The sequence below is a fragment of the Helicobacter rodentium ATCC 700285 genome, from assembly GCF_000687535.1.
GTDB classification, from domain to species: domain Bacteria; phylum Campylobacterota; class Campylobacteria; order Campylobacterales; family Helicobacteraceae; genus Helicobacter_D; species Helicobacter_D rodentium.
Map to the genome: position 1 here is coordinate 30,546 of NZ_JHWC01000005.1, position 17,076 is coordinate 47,621.

Genomic DNA, 17,076 nt, shown 5'->3' on the forward strand with positions numbered 1-17,076 from the left:
TAGATTCTTAAGCTTCTTCTTTTGTTTCTTCTGCAACAAGTCTGCTTGTTAGATGGTTTGCCTTTTCGTATTCGCTGATAATTTCACGCACCTTTTGTCCATCAATTGTTTCCTTTTCAAACAATTCCTTAACCATACTTTCAATGGCTTCTCTGTAGGTTTCTAGCGCGTTTTTAACAGCTTCAAAACGTTCATTCAATGCCGCTTTAATATGCAAGTCCATTTTCTGTGCCATTTCCTCGCTATATTCCCTGCTACTTCCCAAGCCACCATTTAAAAAGACATTGCGTTGCTTTTCAAGCACCATAAGTCCCGCTACATCAGTCATTCCATAGTAGCTTACCATTGCCTTGATAATGTCTGTGGCGCGCTCTAAGTCATTGCTCGCGCCTGTTGAGATTTCTCCTAAAAACACGGCTTCTGCTGCTCTACCGCCTAAAAGCACATCTACTTCTGCCAATAATTCGTGTTTTTGCATAAGATATTTGTTCTCTTCTGGCGTATTAAGCGTATAGCCAAGTGCTGCAAGTCCGCGCGGGATAATGGAGACTTTTGTTACCTTTTTTGCGCCTTTTGTAATCTCGGCAATGAGTGCGTGTCCGCTTTCGTGGTAAGCGACAATTTTCTTTTCTTTGGGTGAGATTCTGCGCGACTTTTTCTCTAGTCCCGCAATGCCTCTTTCTACCGCCTCTAAAAAGTCGCTTTGTTCCACTTCTTTTTTGTTGCCTCTCCCTGCAAGGAGTGCCGCTTCATTGACGATATTTGCTAAATCTGCTCCGGCAAGTCCTGCGGTGAGTTTTGCCACTTCAAACAAATCCACATTGCGCGCTAATTTGATATTTTTAATATGCACCTTTAAAATTTCCACGCGCCCTTCAAAGTCTGGCTTATCCACCAAAACTTGCCTATCAAATCTGCCCGGACGCAAAAGCGCAGGGTCTAGCACTTCGGGGCGGTTTGTGGCTGCTAGGACGATAACAGGGGAGGAATCGGAATTAAACCCGTCCATTTCGGCTAGAAGTTGGTTTAATGTCTGCTCCCTCTCATCGTTTCCGCTAATCATTCCCCCTGCCGCACGGCTTTTTCCTATCGCATCAATCTCGTCAATAAAGATAATGCTTGGAGCTTCTTTTTTAGCGTTTTCAAACAAATCCCGCACACGACTTGCGCCCACACCGACAAACATTTCAATGAAGCTACTTCCGCTTACAGAGAAAAATGGCACATTTGCTTCCCCTGCAACCGCCTTCGCAAGGAGAGTTTTACCTGTTCCGGGAGGTCCTACAAGCAACACGCCTTTTGGAATCTTAGCCCCTAAAGCTGCGTAGCGTTCGGGATTCTTTAAGAAATCCACAACCTCCACCACTTCATCTTTTGCCTCTGCATTTCCTGCCATATCCTCAAACTTCACATTGGGTTTTTCCGCATTGACAAGTTTTTTAGAGCTTCCGATTCCTAGGATTCCGCTCCCCATATTTTTCTGCATTCTACTTGCTAAAAACATCCAAATCGCAAAGAAAATAAAGACAGGCAACACCCAGCCAAAGAGCATATCACTTAGCCAATTATTTTCACTATATCCTGTATATTCCACGCCTTTTTCATCTAGCAAAGGGATTAAGGTGTTATCCGGATTCACCCTTTGGGCGTTGTAGGCGATTTTATTGCCACCATTTTGCGCAGTCGCTTTAATATTGGTTTGTCCAATCGCGACAAAATCTACCTCTTTGTTTTCAATCAGTTTTTTAAGCTCGTAGTAGTTGATTGTTTTGGTTGTTGTTGCTCCGCTTAGTTTGCCAACCTCGCCACTTGGGGAGAGCATACGAAAAGCAACAATGGCAATGATTGCAAAAATAACAAACATTAAAAGAGGATTCTGATTGAAAAAGTTATTGGGTTTTTTATCCTGTGGATTGGGGTTATTATTTTGGTTTTGCATTAATATCCTTTATTTTTGTAAAACTAAAGTCGCCCACTCTTGCTTAATTTCTTGTGAGACGATTTTAAAATTTTTGAATTTATCAAGAACTTTTGGAATATATTTGTCTAAAATTCCTGATAAAATCAAATATCCGCCCTTTTTTACAAAACTTTGTAAAGGCAACGCAACAATAATATCGGCTAAAATATTTGCCATTACAATATCAAATGTTTCTTTTGCCTCTGGAATCGCATTTAAAGAACCCAAAAAGATATTCTCCAATGCCACAGAGTTTTTCTGTGCGTTCTCTTTTGTAGAATCCACCGCAACTTCATCGGTATCACAAGCCCATACACACGCACCGCTTTTTTTAGCGCAAATGCTTAGGATTCCACTTCCGCAACCCACATCTAAAACTTTCTTGCCATTGAGGCTTTGAAGCTCTGCCTCCACGATTCCAAGTGCCTTTAAGCAACCAAAAGTGCTTGCGTGATGTCCGCTTCCAAACGCAAGTGCAGGGTCAATGATGACATTTATTTTATGGTTTTTATCCTCAAACCACGAGGGGTGGATATAATATTTACCGCAAACTATCGGCGTGATAGAATCGCGATAATTAGCAATCCAATCTTGATTTTTAAGAGTTTGTTCCGAAAATTCCATATTGATGGATTCTGACATTATGGTTTCTAATTCTTGCGCGTATGCAATTAATTGAGATTTAATCGGCTCTATGTCTTTTTCTGTGCGGATTATAAATCCGTCTTTTACTTCCTCAATCGCCTCGCCTGTAATCTCCAAAGCCTTGTCTTGCAAAAGCCATAGAAAATTATCTGCTTTAACGCTTAGGCAATTGTAATAGGATTCCATAATTAATCATTTACGCCTAAAACAACTTCTAATTTTTCTTTTAAAACTTGTGGTGTAAAAGGCTTGACGATATAGTTATTCACTCCCGCTTTTAATGCGGTAATAACCTCTGCTTTACCACCCTCTGTGGTAACCATAATAATTGGAATATCTTTAAAACGTTCATCTGCACGCACTTTTTTCACCAAATCCAATCCATTCATTTCGGGCATATTCCAATCCGTGATGAGAACTTTAACATCGGGATTTGCATTCATTTTATCCCAGCCCTCAACACCATTTTCGCCCTCTAAAATATCCTCATAACCAAGTCTTGCCAGAGTATTCTTAATAATCCTACGCATAGTTGAACTATCATCTACAACGACCATTTTCAAAGCCAACTCCTTAAAATAAAAACTTTCTCTTAAAAATCAAAAAGTGATAATAACTTATTATTCTAACATAATCTTGCATAAAACAGACATAAAAATTTTAAAGAAATATAAAAATTCAAGCAACTTCCTTTATTTAAAGGATTCAAAAGCTTTTTTTATGTCTATTTTGCCCTCATAAAACGCCTTGCCCACAATCACCCCATCAATGTTAGCCTTTTGTAATTCCAAAAAATCCTCCATACAGGATAATCCGCCACTTGCAATAGTAAAGATTCCACTGCTTTGTTGAATCTTTTTTGTAAATGCAATATTCATTCCACTTAGCATACCATCACGCGCAATGTCTGTGCAAATGATTGCTGCAACCTTACTTCCCTTAAATTGTGCGGCAAAATCCCAAGCTAAAGTATTTCCGCTCTCCGCCCAACCCTCTGTGGCAACTCTGCCATCTTTTGCGTCAATGCCGATGACAACTGCATATTTTTCCGCCATTTCTAAGGCAAAATTTGGATTTTTCAGCGCAATAGAACCCAAAATCACGCGTGAAACGCCCAAATCCAAGTAGGATTGAATCGTGGCTTCCTCGCGGATTCCACCACCTACTTCTATTTTCAGCTTAGATTCCTTACAGATTTGTTCAATCACGGAATGGTTTTTAGGTTTTCCTGCAAATGCGCCGTCTAAATCCACAATATGTAGGTATTCCGCGCCCACATTTTCAAAATGTTTTGCAAGCTCTACGGGATTTTCTGCATAGATTTTCGCACTTTCCATTAAACCTTGTTTTAAGCGCACCGCACAACCCTCTTTTAAATCAATCGCTGGAATAATTTGCATAAATCCCCCTATAAATTTATAAAGTTTTGCAGAATCCTAAGCCCTGCATTATGGGATTTTTCAGGGTGAGGTTGGATTCCAAAAACATTATCCTTTTGTACAATAGAAGCAAATTCCACTCCATATTGGCTCACTCCCACCGCATTTTCTAAATTTTTCGCATAGTAGCTATGCACAAAATACAAATAAAAAGGCGATTCCAAACCCTCTAAAAGTGGAGATTTTTGCCTTATTTCTACACAATTCCAACCCATTTGTGGAATCTTTTGGTTAGGTTCTAAAGCCTCCTTTTGAAACTGCACAATCTCTCCTTTTAGCAATCCAAGCCCCAAATGCTCCCCAAATTCATAGCTTTTTTGAAACAAAAGTTGCATTCCTAAACAGATTCCAAGCAGAGGTTTGCCGCTTTTTGCAAACTCTAGCACCGCTTCTTGCATTCCGCCTTGTTTTAAATGCTTCATTGCATCGCCAAATGCACCCACTCCGGGCAACACTAAGCGGTCATAGGCTTTAAGATTCTCTGCATCTTGCGTGATAGCTGATTTTGCGCCAATCTTTTGAAAGGCATTTTGCACGCTCGCAAGGTTTCCGATTCCATAATTCACAATCCCAACCACGATTAACCTCTTTTTAAATGCGTGGTGAGTTTCACATACAAGGCTAAACCAATCAGCAAACAAGTAACTGCGCCGATTAAATACACCGCATAAAGCAGTTTCTCTGGTGCAGTGATTGCGAATTTAAAGACGAGCATTAAGGATTCAATGGCTAGGGCGATGACGATAGAACCTAAGAAGCGCGTCATTGTTTGATGCACTACTTTGGAATCCTGCGATTTTTGACGCCCTAAAACTTCCTCTTCAAAGATTGCACGCACCAAATCAAAAATCGCTAAACTAAGCGTGATGAGAATCGTGGCTTCAAAGACGCTTTTAATGTCTAAAATCTCCACACTACCAAAGCGCAACATTGCGTCCCACAAGCTAATGCTACCTTTCACAAGTAGGAGCATACACACAAGAAGCAAGGATAAAGCCATTATAAAGTAAATCGCCTTTCCAACTCCAAAGGATAACCCAAACAAAGGCGTGGTGCGCACAAGCTCTAGGCTTTTTTCCAAGCGCACATCCATACACACAACATACGCAAGATTGCCATTGGTATCATAAAGAGGATAGGCAACCGTGATGACGAGATTCCCACTTGCAAGAGAGGGATAAGGATCGGTTAGAATGCACTTTTTCTCACGCACAGCGCGGTAAAAGTAGGCGCGTTCATTGTGGTTTTCTCCCTTTTTGCATTCTACATTAGAATCCCTAGAGATCCCATCAAGCACAATCGTTCCGCTAGAATCCAACACATAAATTAATTCAAAGATTCCAACCTCTTTTTCTATTTTTTGAATACCATCTACAATTTTGTTCAGTTCAATATGCGGCAAATGATTCTTGATATTGCGCTGCATTAAAAAACACAAGTATGCGCGGATTTCATAGCGCATTTCACTAAAATATGTAATGTCTTTAGAGAGCATTTGGATTCCTTATTTTATTTTGCGTAATTGTAGCAAAACTAAATAAACCTTTAATAAACAGATTCCTATTGCGTTGAATGTTTCGTCCTTACGAATGCTGTCATTGCGCGGTGAAGCAATCTATAATCCCACTCCGTCATTGCGAGGAATGAAATGACGAAGCAATCCATAATCTTGCATAAAGAAGTCTTTGCAATGGATTTTTTTAAGGAAGCGCATTATTATAGATTGCCACGAGATTCTAACGAATCTCTCGCAATGACAGAATCCCACCGCGTCATTGCGAACGAAGTGAAGCAGTCCATAATCAAGCACACTTAAAAGATTCCACTCCGTCATTGCGAGAATCGCGACGCGATTCGTGGCAATCTATAATCCTGCAAAAATTAACCTTTACAATGGAATCGCAAAATAAAATGTAAAATTTATCTTAACTTTTCTTTAAAAAATCCGATATAATAGAAAATGTTTTTGCAAAAGGAGCGGGAAAATGAATATCAACAATCCAATACATATTAACACCAAATTGGTTTCAAATAATTTAGGCACGATAGAGACGAATGGCAACTTCAAGCTAACAGAGGAAACAATCAAGGAATCCCAAGAACAAGCAAAAATAGCAGCAGAACAAGCAAGAATAGCAAAAGAACAGGAGCGAATAAGACAAGCACGAGAAAGCACTAGAGCTAGGGTATTAAATGTTTTAGGCTCAAACTCCATTCAATCCTTTGGACTTAGAGATTCAAACTCAAGCTTAAATGGAGACAAGCTAAACTACTTCACGCCTAGCTTCTACTCTCACTCTATCTCTTATGATGAGTTTGGTAATACTATTTTTGACAATGCTTACCGCTGGAACGGAAAAGCAAATGGCGGCGGAGATATGCTTAATGTTGCTGGAAAGTCTCAATACCTCAATACGCCTGTGGGAGAAATGCAGGTTTTCTTAGACTTAGATGATGATAATGACCAATATGGAGTTGGAAGCATAGAATATATGGGGCAGCTCATTAACCTAGATGATAATCAAGATGGATTCTTGGATTCTAGCGATGAATTTTTTAGTAAGCTAAAGCTAAAGGGCTACAATTCTAAGGGTGAGGAAGTTATCTTAAAATTTAGCGATGTTTATAACTCTCTTGATTTAACGAAGTTTGTCAATACGCAAAGAGATGTAGAGGAGAATATCAAGAAATATGGCTACAATAAAGGAAATTTAGAAAGTGGCACAAGTCTCTTTCGCCCAGAGGAAAGCTATAAAAAGCTAAATGACACGCAAAAAGACCAAATTAGAAAAATGTTTGCAGAAAATGCCGATGAAAGCGGTTGGATAGATTTAACAAAAACCTATAAAGACGAATACCGCCTAGAGAGGCTAACCTTTGAAAAACTCTTAAAAAACCTAGATTTTGCATATTCTAAGACTGATTTAAACGGCGGACTGAAGCTAGAGCGACTTAGATTTAGCGGATATGACGGCAGAGAAGATTGGAAATATGGGAACCAAGAGGGCTATTTAGTAGGTTTGCAGAATCGCTTTAACAAAATGTATAACGACTATTACAATAATGAAAAAGCCAATAAACTAGCAATCCGCAGAGAATTTCAGGCAATCACAGGTTTGAAATTTAGCGAGGCAAATTTTAGAGAGTTTTACAATGGGTTAAATAGCTCCTCTACTGCTATGAAATATGCAAGTGCGCTTAAGAGTGTGGATTCTGTTGTGGCGATGAGGTTAGACGATAATGGAATGATGACATTGAAGTTTGATTCAGGCAGAACGATGCGGTTAAGCCTTGATGAACTATATACTAGCAATGGAGAATTTAACGACTTAACAGAGAGAAGCGAGAGAGCAAGTGCGTTTAGCGAGGCTATGAGCTTTGAGGAAGAGGATTTAAACAAGCTAGACTTTAACAAAATAGGCGCAGATATAAATATGAATGGTTCTATTACCTCTCTAGCGGAACTTGGAGTGGAATTTATCCGCAAATTAAGCTTCCAAAATGGTCGCTCCGCCTTTATCCTAACAACAGGAGATGGCAAGGAACTCGTAGCAAATGCGCTGCATAAGATACAAAATGTGGAGAATATGATAAGATTCTCGGAACTAGAGGAGAAAGACAAGCTAAGAGGAAGCAAGTTTGAAATGGAAATGTAGGGGGGTTGCGTTTGCCACCGCGTCATTGCGAAGCCTCGTAAGAGGCTGTGGCAATCCATAATCAAGCACATTTAAAAGATTCCATATTGCGCCTCACCGCGTCATTGCGAGGCGTTAGCCGAAGCAATCCATAATGCAAATTTACCTTGAGAGATTCCATTGCAGAATCAAGGGTTGATGAGATTATAGATTGCCACAAGATTTTAACAAATCTCTCGCAATGACGCAGTGGGAAGTTTAAAGGCAATCCAAATTATAGATTGCCACGATTCTATATAGAATCTCGCAACGACGAAAAGGCAACATTACAAGTGTGCGCCAACATTTCACAATCAAGGTTGAATCCCAACGCCTTAAGCTCCAAGCGATTCCAAGATTCCATTCACAGCCTCGCAAAAGACACTATAATATGCACTCTCTTGTGGCAACTTTTCTTTAATGCCCATTAGGATTCCGCAATAATCCTCTTGCGTTAAATTTCCCTTTAGAAGCTCGTAATTTAGGTATAAACCATAGGTATTTAACACATCGCTTTGACAATAGGTATCAATTTTTTCTTGCTCCCCTTGATAATACAACTCTAGCACTTGGTCGCCACTTGTATCGTATTTGCCCGGAAAGCCTATGAGATTGGATAGCGCATCAAGTTTGAGATTCCGCACACTGCCAAAATTTCCCAAGCTTTCTAGCAAATCCGTGTGGAATCGCTCACTATACCTCTGGCGATAATTCTCCCATTTGCTTTTATTGAATTGGGGATTGTTTTCCTCAAAATAGGCGTTTGCGCTTAAATGATATTTCATAGAGCGCAAAAGAAGCATTGGTATATCAAATCCTCTCCCATTGAAGCTCACAAGCTTGGGTTGATGTTTGTTAAGATAGTCCAAAAATGCTTGGATAAGGGATTTCTCACGCATCTCTTTGGAATCCCCCACGCCTTTAAAATTACCCACTTTGATAAAATGACCAAACTCATCGCAAAATACCGCCGCAATGCTCACGACTTGATGATAACAAATTGGCAGAAACTCGCTTCCGCTCATCTCCTTATGAATCTCCATCGCCTTTTTGCTAAGCTCTAAATCACTCAAACCCTCACTCTCCACATTGTAGGCGATGAAATTTTGCTTGAATCCCTGCTTTAGCAGTGTTGTATCCAAAATCGTCTCACAATCAAAAACCATTACCATAAGCTCTCCTTGAATTTTCGCAATATTTTAAAGTAATTTTTGTTAGAATCTCATTTGACGATTCTTTAAAAAAGGGCTGATATGTTACTTGGAGTCAATATTGACCATATCGCAACATTGCGAGAGGCGCGAAAAATCAACGACCCCGACCCGCTAGAGGCGGTGTTTATTGCCAAAAGGGCAGGGGCAGACCAGATTACTTTGCATTTGCGTGAAGATCGCAGACATATGCACGATTCCGATATTAAACGCGTCCGCGAAAGCTCCTTTTTGCCTCTTAATGTGGAATGCTCCATTAATCCGCAAATTATAGATTTTTTACTAGAAGTCGCACCGCACCGCATTACTCTTGTGCCAGAAAATCGCGCAGAAGTAACCACAGAGGGCGGGTTAGATGTCATAGGCAATAGTGAAAGAATCGCAGAAATTGCACAAGCTTTTAAACAAAAGGGCGTGGAAGTTTCGCTATTTATTGATGCGCAACTTGACCAAATTTGTGCTTCTAAAGAGGTGGGGGCGCAAATGGTGGAGTTGCACACGGGTGCTTATGCGAATCTGCATTTAATGCTAAACACCAATCTGCCTCTTACGCACAACGCCATAGAATCCCTACAACTTCCGCGCGAGGCACTAAAAGCGCAATTCCACGATTCCATTGAAAGCCTAAAAAACGCCGCAAAAGAGGCAAAATGGCTAGGCTTAGAAGTTGCCGCAGGACACGGATTGAATTATCATAATCTTGCACCTATCTTAGCGATTCCTGAAATTGTTGAGCTAAACATTGGGCAAAGCATTATTGCGCGTTCTGTTTTTAGTGGGCTAGAAACCGCCATTAAAGAGATGGTGGAACTTGTTAAGCGTTAATCCATTATCGCGCTAAAATTTTATAATGGAATCCTTAAAGGTTTGAAGTTGTAGAGTTGTAGGCGAGATTCTGCATTATAGATTGCTTCACTTCATTTGCAATGACGCGGTGTTTTACTTTTTTTGTTGTTGCGAGAAAATCTCTGATTTTCGTGGCAATCTATAATGTGGAATTAAAAAACAATGGAATCTTAAGTATTGAAATTTCGTATGTGCATTAAGAAGAGGCAGGTTTGAAATGGAAATGTAGGGTTATTGATACCACTTTCTTAGTTTATCGTCTAGTGGGGCAATAAGGCAGTAAAAGGCAGGAACAATCAATAAACTCAAAACCATAGAAACAAGCAATCCGCCAATCATTGCGATACCCATTGGGGATTTGATTCCGCTTCCAGCCCCTCCAGCCAATGCAAGCGGGAACATTCCAAACACCATTGCAATTGTTGTCATTAAAATAGGGCGTAGGCGTAAAGCACCAGCTTCTAAAATCGCTGCGTCAATCTCTAAGCCCTCGTTGCGTTTCTCATTTGCAACATCAATAATTAATGTTGCATTCTTGCCCACAAGCCCCATTAAAAGCATTAATCCCATAATGCTAAACAAACTCAATGATTCTCCGCTGATAAAAAGAGCCAAAAAAGCCCCCGTGAAACTTAGAGGTAAAGTTACCATAATCACGAAGGGTTGCAGTAAGGATTCGTATAAGGACGCCAAAATAAAATAAATCAAAAAGAGGGCGGTTACCATTGCCGTAATAAAAGCTGCATTTGTCTCTTGCATATACTTTGCATAACCCTCAATTTTATAATGCACCCCCTTTTCTAGCCATTCTTTTGTGTGGGATTCCAAATAATCTGTCGCCTCACCCAAGCTTACGCCCTCGCTTAGGTTTGCATACACCATTACGCTTCTTTGTCTATCATAACGTTTAATGTTTGTTGTTGCTCCCACTTCCTCCTTTTCTATTAATCCGTCTAAAAACACATTTTCTCCACGCGAATTTCTAAGGCTCAAATAACTTAAATCCATAAGGGAATCTTTGTTTGGGCTAAGCAACACAATATCATATTCTTTGCCTCCCTCACGATAATAAGAGATTTCTTGCGCACCGCTAAAAGCACTATTTAACGCCATTGCAATCTCTTGTGCGCTAAAGCCATATTCTGCTGCAAGTGCGCGATTGAGCCTTAAGCGAATCTGTGGAGTTTTGGCTTTAATATCTGTATGAATATCCCGATATTTTCCACTTTGTTGCATTAAATTTTGGATTTTTTCTACACTTAAATCCAAAGATTCTATTTTTTGAGAATAGATTGCAAGTTGCAAGGGCGAATCGTCCTCTCCTAAGCTAATTTGTGGAATCTCAATGATTGTAATCTCCATATTGAAATCTTGCGTACTATAAGATGAGCGCAAGTGTTCTATAATCTCGCTTTGTGTCCTTTTGCGTTGATTGTATGGGCTTAAGCGCACATATATTTTGGCTTCATAGACTTTTTGTTCTGCTGTAAAGCCGATATTTAAAATGCTGTATTCCACTTCACTTTCTTGATGTAGCCGATTTTGAATCATTAAAGTTTGTCGTTGCATTTCTTGCATAGAGATTCCGGGTTTGCTTGTAAGTTTAATATCAAACTCTGCTTTATCTTCAGAAGGTAAAAACTCTACCCCCAAACGCGTAATTAAAAATAACGAAAATATAAAGATTCCAAGAATCCCTCCAATCACGAATGCCTTATGCGCTAAAACCCATTTTAAGGTTTGGATATAAAAATTTTCTAAACCTTTAAAATATCTCTCACTCCATTCGTAAAATTGTTGCCAAAATTTTTGAGAATCATTAGAAGTGGAATCCGCAATACGCGCACTAAGCATAGGGATAAAGGTAATGACAACAAAATAAGAAATGAGAATAGACGCGGCGAGGGTTAGTCCAAAAGAAGTAAAAAACCGACCGGTTACACCACTCATATTAGCAATAGGAATAAAGACCGCAAGGAGCATACAAGAGATTGCAATAAGAGCAAAGCCTATTTCACGCACACCTTGATATGCCGCCTCCTTGCGCTTCATTCCATTTTCCAACTTTTTATAAATGTTTTCAATCACCACAATCGCATCATCAATAATAATTCCTATTGCAAGAGTAATGGCAACCATTGTTGCAAGGTTTAAAGTCATACCAAAGAGTTGCATAAAGGCAAATGTTCCCATAATAGAAGTTGGAATACTAAGGCTAGAAATTAAGGTAATGCGTCCATTTCTTAAGAAAAACAACACAACAAAAACAGCTAAAAATGCTCCCAAAATTAAATCAAACTCTACGGCTTGAATCGTGTCTTTGATATAGTTTGTCGTATCGCGTACAAGTGTTAAGTTGTATTGTGGGCTTATTTCTTGTAAGTAAGGCAAGAGTTCTTTGATGGAATCTGCAATTTCAATTTCGTTTGCACCTGTAATTTTCTGCACCTCTAGCAGGATTCCACTTCCGCTTTTTTCTTTTGTTCTCAAGTTTGAAAAGCTTCGTTGTTCTTTGGTTGAATCCACAATCAACGCAATATCGCTTAATTTAATCCCTTTTCCAATCAAAAGGTTACCCAAGTCTTGCACATTGTTTGCATCGGCTTTGGTAATAAGTTTCCATTCTTGCGTTGCATTAATGATTCGTCCGCCGTCAATCTCAACATTTTGCGCACGGATTGCATTGGCAATATCGGTAAAGGTAAGGTCGTATTTGTTTAAGGCACTAGGAAAAGGACGAATCTTGATTTCACGTTCCAAATATCCTACAAGATTCACTTTGCCTACCCCTTTGATTCTTTGCAAAAGCGGTTTAATATTTAAATCTGTATGGGTATTTAAATCTAGCAAGTCTTGCGTGTTTTGAATCTCTGTTTTAGGGCTTACGAAAAGTGAAATAATTGGCGCACCGCCTACATTGAATTTTTCAATGATTGGGGATTGAATCTCGCTGCCAAAGCTAATGGTAGAAACTTTATCGCGCACATCATTTGCGGCAACTTCAACATCTTTTTCTAACTCAAATTCTACAACTACAAGACTTACGCTATCTGCACTCGTAGAGGTAATTTTTTTTAGGGATTCTATACCGCTAATGGCTTCTTCAATTTTATCGGTTACTTTACCCTCTACAACCTCTGGATTTGCTCCGGGATAAATCGTTGTAATCGTAATCACAGGCACATCAACATTAGGATAAAGTGAGACGCTAAGACGTTTGAGTGCTTCTATACCAAAAAAGAGGAGTGTTAGCACAAACATTAAAGTTGTAATGGGGCGGAGAATGGCAAATTTAGACATTAAGGTTCTTTGATTAAGATTCTACCATCGCCAAAGATTCCGCTTGGAATGCTTGGATTCTCAATCCTCGCTTCAGCGGTTGCTTTTTTGTTTCTTTTATCAATGCTTGGGTAGATTTTATTTAAAAGCAACTTAGAATCTTGCGTGATATTGTCTATCTTGTAGATAAATGTATCTCCTACTTTGACAAGATGAAAATATTTAGAATCAAAAGTAATCAATGCTTTTTTTTCTAAGGATTCTAGCACAAAAAGTTTGCTTGAAATCGCACCCACACCATCGCCTATTTCTATAAATTTTTGACTGATGATTCCGTCAAAGGGTGCGTATAAAATGGTATTTTCTAACAATTCTTTTTGCAAGGCATAATTAGATTCTGCGCGTTTTAGTTCAAAAAAACTCGCTTTATATTCTGATTTGATTCTCTCAAATGTGTTTAAATCTATTGCGTCTTTGGATTGCTCATAACGTTTGTATTGACTAGAAATAAAAGCCCATTTAGCCCTTAAAGATTCCAAAGTTGCCTTTGTGGCTTGGACATTTGCTTTTAAGTCTTTTGCTTTTAATGTAAGCAGTTTATCACCCTTTTTTACTCGCGCACCAACTTCTACAAAAATCTCTTCTACGACACCATTTGCACTAAGAGATAATGTGGCACTTTGAAGTGCTTGAACTTCAAAGGTTGCATAAACTTCATCGGGTTGTGCAAAAATTGGACACAAACAAATAGCCAACAAACCACAAATTCTTATAACAAGTTCGAGGGTTTTGTTTTTGTAAAATTTCTGCATCATTTGCTTAATCCTTAATAAAAAGCTCCAAGCTCTCACCGCTTTGATAGAGAAATTCTGCTTTTTTCACTTCATATTCATAACGCGAGATGTCATAAAAGCTCTGTGCATTTAATAATGCGCTTAAAGTATTCAGATATTGCGTGTAATCAATGAGTTGCGAATTGAATTTTTCCTTTGCATAAGAATAGGCAATGGAAGCCGATTGATAGCTAGAATCTGCCCATTGGATTTTTTCTTTTGCGCTTCTTAAATTTTCTTTTGCTATGATGAGTTCTCTCCTTTGAGAATCTTTAAGATAGGTGTATTCAAAATTTGCAGCAAGTGCCTGAAGTCGCGCACTTTCTTTTGCTCTATAAGTTGCCAACGAATCAAAAAGAGTAAAACGAATAGATAAGCCCAATGTATTTTGATAGGCTGGGTCTTCTATTGGAATCTCAAAAGGTAAATGAGGTAAAGCGCGGTCAGAATAATTATAACGCGTATAGCGATTACTCAACGAAATAGTTGGCAAATAAGTATATTGAGATTGGACACTTTCTTGCGCCTTGAGTGTATAAAAATTTGCTTGTAAATCCTCCCTTTCTTTGGAGGGAATATTTAAAGAAACTTCTTGTAAATTGGTGCGCTCATTGAGGGTATTTACTTCCAAGCCACTAAGAAGTGAGAGTTGTTCTAAATGTGCTTTGAGGGCTGTTTTCGTGGATTCTGTTGCGTAAATATTCTGATAGCTTTGCGCCTTAATTGCTTCTAGTGTATCTCGCGAAGCAAGTCCTACATCGTAGAATTTCTGATATTTTAAAATACTCTCTTTTAGCTCCTCTTGTTGGTATGTTAAGGCGTTTAACCTGCTTTGCATACTTAAAGCATTGAAATATTCTTGGATAATTTTTAGTTGCAACTGCTCCTTTGTGCCTTTACTCTCGTGTTCTTTGGATTTAAGTTTGTAATGGGCAATATCCAATTTACCCTCACGAGCCAATCCATCAAAAATCAACCATTGTGCTTCTACAAACGCACCCTCTACCTTTTTGGGATAAAAAATATCTGGATTTTGTGTGTCTTGATACGCATAACCTGCAACTACTTTTGGTAAATATTCCGCATAAACAGCATTCTTTTCCTCTCTTAATGCTTGAATCTGTTTTTCTTTGCTTTGTAAAAGTGGATTGCGCAAAGCATTTTGGAGAAGCGTTTTGAGTGAATGCGATTCTTTAAAGTGGGGGTAATTTTTTTCTTGTGTGTCCTCTTTGTCGTCTCGCAGGATTTGTATTGGAGAATCCTCTAGGCTTTGATCTTGTGATTGTGCATAATGTATTGGTGAGAAAAAAACAAAAACAGAGAAAATAAACCAATAAGCCTTTTTCATTAACAATCCTCAAAAGATTCAAAAATCCTTAGCGCACTTGCCCGTTACCATAAACTTTGTATTTATAGGTTGTAAGGGATTCTACACCCATTGGACCGCGTGCGTGGATTTTAGAAGTAGAGATTCCAACTTCCGCTCCATAGCCAAACTCCCCTCCATCGCTAAAGCGCGTAGAAGCATTTGCATACACACAAGAAGAATCCACTGCGTTTAAAAAATGCTCTATTGCGCTATAATCTTCGCTTAAAATTGCCTCGCTATGTCCGCTTCCAAACTTTTCAATATGCTCTATTGCTTCAAGAATCCCATTGACAATACGCAAGTTCAAAATATTCTCTCCATATTCTATATGGTAATCTTGCAAGGGGATTTGCTCACATTCTATGCCACAAACCTTTAAAATCTCACAAGACTCCTTGTCTCCTTTTAAAATCGTTCCTTTTTGCTTGAGGGATTCTGCGACTTTTGGTAAAAATTCCTGTGCAAAAACAGAATCTATCAGTAAAGTTTCACAAGTATTGCAAGTGCTTGGGCGAGAAGTTTTTGCATTGACAATCACTGCAATGGATTCTGGAATTTTGCAAGTATGATGTGCAAAAATATGACAAACACCCTTATCGTGCTTTATAATAGGCATTTTTGCGTATTCTGTTACAAATGCAATTAAACCCTCTCCCCCGCGCGGAATTAGTAAATCAATGAAATCCTTTGCACTCAAAAGTTCTTTTAGCTCCTCTCTGTCTTTCATAAAAGGAAGTAGCACCATACAATCTAAGGGTAAGTTATATTTTCTAAGAATCTGATGAAAAACTTGCATAATTGCTTCATTGCTTCTTTGCGCTTCCTTGCCACCTTTTAAAACACAAGCATTTCCACTCTTAAAGCATAAAGCAGCTACATCACTTGTTACATTTGGTCGCGATTCATAAATTGTGGCAATCACTCCAAGTGGCACACTTATCTTTTGTATCCTTAAACCACAATGATTTGTAAATCCACCCAAGATTTTATTTAATGGGTCGGAAAAGTCTGCAATTTGACGCAAAGATTCTGCCATACCTGCTAATTTCTTAGGATTTAACTCTAATCTCTCCATCATTGCACTGCTCAATCTTAAACCCTTTGCAATCTCTAAATCTTTTTGGTTGGCTTCCAAGATTATCTTTTGGGATTCCAAAAGCAAATCCGCACAATCACGCAAAAACTCAATGCGCACATTGTGAGAAAGAGAGGCTAAAATACTTTTGCTTGCCTTTGTTTTTTGTAGCTGCTCTTGTAGATTCATCGTTTTTTCCTTGTGTTTAAAATTGAATATTTTTGGTTTTTAAATTTCTAAAATCTTAGCATAAAATGTTTAATGAATGGAATAAAAATTAATAACAAAGGGAGAATTTGTAAGATGGTGCGCTGGGCGAGACTTGAACTCGCACGGGTCGCCCCGCCACCCCCTCAAGATGGTGTGTCTACCATTCCACCACCAGCGCACACCTTAAGGAAGCCCTTAAGGTATTTAAACTATTAATTAGCCTAAGAATGGGTTTGCGTAAAGTAGAATCAACGCAACAACAAGTGTATAAATAACTTGTGCTTCAATCATCGCTAATGCAATGAACATTGTTGTCATTAATTTACCACCAACGCCGGGATTTCTAGCCATACCAGAGATAGTTGCAGCTGCTGTGCTACCCATACCAATCGCACCACCAAGTGCCGCAATACCTAAACCTACACCCGCAGCAATCGCAGAATAAGAGAGCAACATTTCGTTACCTTCCGCAGCAAACGCCACACCAGCTAATGCAAAAAACACTAAAAGTAATTTTTTCATTCTTTTTCTCCTT

The 17,076-nt window shown here is 38.9% G+C and carries 15 protein-coding genes and 1 tRNA gene; 3 read left to right on the forward strand and 13 right to left on the reverse strand.

What is annotated here, in order from left to right; translation table 11 throughout:
• Window positions 1-7 precede the first annotated feature (7 nt).
• The 6 genes from ftsH to BS85_RS0104755 all read right to left on the reverse strand — a co-directional run bounded on the left by ftsH (window position 8) and on the right by BS85_RS0104755 (window position 5,539).
• Window positions 8-1,939 (reverse strand): ATP-dependent zinc metalloprotease FtsH, encoded by a 1,932-nt coding sequence (gene ftsH / locus BS85_RS0104730; protein WP_026943798.1) that lies wholly within the window; start codon window positions 1,937-1,939, stop codon window positions 8-10.
• 9 nt (window positions 1,940-1,948) lie between these two features.
• Complete coding sequence (locus tag BS85_RS0104735) at window positions 1,949-2,791, reverse strand: 50S ribosomal protein L11 methyltransferase (protein WP_026943799.1); 843 nt, start codon at window positions 2,789-2,791, stop codon at window positions 1,949-1,951.
• A 2-nt stretch (window positions 2,792-2,793) separates the two neighbouring features.
• A complete protein-coding gene (locus tag BS85_RS0104740) occupies window positions 2,794-3,168 on the reverse strand; it encodes a chemotaxis response regulator CheY (RefSeq protein WP_026943800.1) in 375 nt (124 codons plus the stop codon).
• A 129-nt stretch (window positions 3,169-3,297) separates the two neighbouring features.
• Window positions 3,298-4,005, reverse strand: a complete 708-nt coding sequence (gene hisA / locus BS85_RS0104745) for a 1-(5-phosphoribosyl)-5-[(5-phosphoribosylamino)methylideneamino]imidazole-4-carboxamide isomerase (protein WP_026943801.1) — start codon at window positions 4,003-4,005, stop codon at window positions 3,298-3,300.
• An 8-nt stretch (window positions 4,006-4,013) separates the two neighbouring features.
• Window positions 4,014-4,622 (reverse strand): imidazole glycerol phosphate synthase subunit HisH, encoded by a 609-nt coding sequence (hisH, locus tag BS85_RS0104750; RefSeq protein WP_026943802.1) that lies wholly within the window; start codon window positions 4,620-4,622, stop codon window positions 4,014-4,016.
• 2 nt (window positions 4,623-4,624) lie between these two features.
• Entirely contained in the window at window positions 4,625-5,539 is a 915-nt protein-coding gene (locus BS85_RS0104755; RefSeq protein WP_026943803.1) for a PDC sensor domain-containing protein, read from the reverse strand.
• A gap of 153 nt (window positions 5,540-5,692) precedes the next feature.
• Here BS85_RS0104755 and BS85_RS11350 point away from each other — a divergent pair, with 153 nt between their 5' ends.
• Together BS85_RS11350 and BS85_RS0104765 are read left to right on the forward strand one after the other, a co-directional pair.
• Window positions 5,693-5,860, forward strand: coding sequence for a hypothetical protein (locus BS85_RS11350; RefSeq protein WP_156938053.1), 168 nt, complete (start codon window positions 5,693-5,695; stop codon window positions 5,858-5,860).
• 169 nt (window positions 5,861-6,029) lie between these two features.
• On the forward strand, window positions 6,030-7,700 hold the full coding sequence (locus BS85_RS0104765) for a hypothetical protein (RefSeq protein WP_026943804.1): 1,671 nt from the start codon (window positions 6,030-6,032) through the stop codon (window positions 7,698-7,700).
• A gap of 353 nt (window positions 7,701-8,053) precedes the next feature.
• On the opposite strand, the gene BS85_RS0104770 is transcribed toward BS85_RS0104765, so the two are convergent.
• Window positions 8,054-8,890, reverse strand: a complete 837-nt coding sequence (locus BS85_RS0104770) for a 3'-5' exonuclease (RefSeq protein ID WP_026943805.1) — start codon at window positions 8,888-8,890, stop codon at window positions 8,054-8,056.
• A gap of 81 nt (window positions 8,891-8,971) precedes the next feature.
• Between BS85_RS0104770 and BS85_RS0104775 the strand changes: the two genes are divergently transcribed.
• On the forward strand, window positions 8,972-9,754 hold the full coding sequence (locus tag BS85_RS0104775) for a pyridoxine 5'-phosphate synthase (RefSeq protein WP_026943806.1): 783 nt from the start codon (window positions 8,972-8,974) through the stop codon (window positions 9,752-9,754).
• Window positions 9,755-10,006: 252 nt separating this feature from the next.
• On the opposite strand, the gene BS85_RS0104780 is transcribed toward BS85_RS0104775, so the two are convergent.
• The 6 genes from BS85_RS0104780 to BS85_RS0104805 form a co-directional block, all read right to left on the reverse strand.
• Window positions 10,007-13,075 carry an efflux RND transporter permease subunit gene (locus tag BS85_RS0104780; protein ID WP_026943807.1) on the reverse strand — a complete coding sequence of 1,023 codons (3,069 nt, stop codon included), beginning with the start codon at window positions 13,073-13,075 and terminating at the stop codon, window positions 10,007-10,009.
• Window positions 13,075-13,869 (reverse strand): efflux RND transporter periplasmic adaptor subunit, encoded by a 795-nt coding sequence (locus BS85_RS0104785; RefSeq protein ID WP_245596292.1) that lies wholly within the window; start codon window positions 13,867-13,869, stop codon window positions 13,075-13,077. The genes BS85_RS0104780 and BS85_RS0104785 overlap by 1 nt, the downstream gene beginning before the upstream one ends.
• Window positions 13,870-13,873: 4 nt before the next feature.
• Window positions 13,874-15,235 (reverse strand): TolC family protein, encoded by a 1,362-nt coding sequence (locus BS85_RS10275; RefSeq protein WP_084310175.1) that lies wholly within the window; start codon window positions 15,233-15,235, stop codon window positions 13,874-13,876.
• Between the two features lie 28 nt (window positions 15,236-15,263).
• Window positions 15,264-16,520 carry a glutamate-5-semialdehyde dehydrogenase gene (locus BS85_RS0104795; RefSeq protein WP_026943809.1) on the reverse strand — a complete coding sequence of 419 codons (1,257 nt, stop codon included), beginning with the start codon at window positions 16,518-16,520 and terminating at the stop codon, window positions 15,264-15,266.
• A 115-nt stretch (window positions 16,521-16,635) separates the two neighbouring features.
• Window positions 16,636-16,719, reverse strand: a tRNA-Leu gene (locus BS85_RS0104800).
• A 38-nt stretch (window positions 16,720-16,757) separates the two neighbouring features.
• Window positions 16,758-17,063 (reverse strand): F0F1 ATP synthase subunit C, encoded by a 306-nt coding sequence (locus BS85_RS0104805; protein WP_026943810.1) that lies wholly within the window; start codon window positions 17,061-17,063, stop codon window positions 16,758-16,760.
• Window positions 17,064-17,076: the final 13 nt, after the last annotated feature.